Genomic DNA, 1,806 nt, shown 5'->3' on the forward strand with positions numbered 1-1,806 from the left:
GTGGCTATGCGCGCGGGACTGCATCGGGAAGGTATCCTGCGAAATGCCGGTTTGATCCACGCTGGTCGGGTTGATCCCATCCTGTTCTCGCTGGTGCCCCGTGATCTCGGAGCGCCTCAACGATAGTAAGCAATCAATAATTGAACGCACTCAACTCGGCATGACAGGGCGTGGGGACCTGAAGCATGCCGACGGATGTGCAAACGAAGCCACCCGATGAACCGAGCCGGCACCGAGTAGTAACACTGGCGCACCACGATCCTCGAGTCCCGCCGGACCGTCAGGCGCAGTCGCGGCTCTTGATCCACGCGCGAGTAGCGGCAGAAGATGACATGGATCGGCTTCATTCGGTGGCGCGGGGTCGGTGAGCTGACTCGGGGGTGTACGCCGGCCGGCGCTTGAATGATCGTTGGTGCGCGCATCGGGCGGGCTGGCTGGCTGTTTGCCGATCGTCGTTTGGCATTGTCAATTTCTGCCTGAATTCGCGGCCGGGAGTACGCTGAGGTGGATTCGGCTATCTGGCCGACTAGGTCATGCGGCATCCCGGACCCCGACGCCGATCGCGGCGACCGCGTCCTACGCGGCTCGACGGCCTCGGGAGGTTTCCGATGATGTACGGGAAGCGAAGCGCGGCGGCGGTCGTGACGGCCCTGGCGGCGACACTGTTGGCGGGGTGCACGTCGCCGGCCTCGACCAACCGCGAGGGGCCAGCCGGTGCGACGCCCGCCGGTTCGGCTGTGCGGCCGGACGCGGACCTGGACAGTTTCATCAGCCAGGTTGGGCGGGAGCAGCAGGGCTGGCTTTCCAGTGCGCAGGTGCCGGGCGCGGCGGTCGCGCTGGTCAGGGACGGGCAGTTGGTTTGGGCCGGCGGTTACGGGCAGGCTGATCTCGCGCGGCGGGTGCCGGTCACCGCGGAGACGGTCTTTCAGGTCGGGTCGATATCCAAGCCGGTGACCGCTTGGGGTGTGCTGCGGCTGGTGGACAAGGGACTGCTCGACCTCGACGCACCGGTGCAGTCGTACCTGACCCGATGGCACCTGCCGGCCTCCCGCTACAACGCCGACGACGTCACCGTCCGGCGGCTGCTCAACCACTCCGCTGGACTGTCCCAGCACGGCTATCCCGGACTGCCGCCCGAACAGCGGATCCCCTCCCTGGAGGAGTCCCTGGCCGGCCTACGCCTGTCGCGAAGCCCGGCGCCGGATACCTCTACTCCGGCGGCGGCTACACCGTGCTCCAACTGGTCATCGAGGAAGTCACCGGTGAAGCCTTCGCCACCTACATGCAACGCGAGGTGCTCAACCCGTTGGGGATGACCCACAGCGGCTTCGAATGGCATGAGGACCTACGGCCGGCGACCGCTATCGGCCACGACGCGCTCGGACGGCCGTACCCCAACTTCCTGTTCACCGAGAAAGCAGCGGCCGGGCTGTACACGACAGCCCCGGATCTGGCCCGCTTCGCCGCCGCCATCATGCCCGGACCACACGGTCAGGCTCCCGGACGGACCGTGCTTTCCCCTACCACGGTCGTGGACATGCTCACCCCGGTCGCGCTCACCGACGAGTACCTAGCCGCCGACGTGACCAGGCCACCACACCAGACCACCAAGGGCCTCGGGTACGCCATCGACCGTGAGCCCGATGGCACCCAAGCGGTCTGGCACAGCGGGTCGAACCCAGGGGGCTGGAAAGCGATCTTTGTGACCTTGCCGGAACGCCGCGAAGGCATCGTGGCCCTGACCCCTCTCTGTCAGGCTGACGTGAGACACCTGATCCACTACATGGTCTGAGTAGGGCGAGTGCA

At 66.6% G+C, this 1,806-nt stretch carries 1 pseudogene; it reads left to right on the forward strand.

The features are described from left to right. Positions 1-611: 611 nt before the first annotated feature. Positions 612-1,792, forward strand: a pseudogene (locus V6V89_RS41260) (serine hydrolase domain-containing protein). Positions 1,793-1,806: the final 14 nt, after the last annotated feature.

Origin of the sequence: Micromonospora sp. CPCC 206061 (assembly GCF_036906915.1) — a bacterium.
Lineage (GTDB): Bacteria > Actinomycetota > Actinomycetes > Mycobacteriales > Micromonosporaceae > Phytohabitans.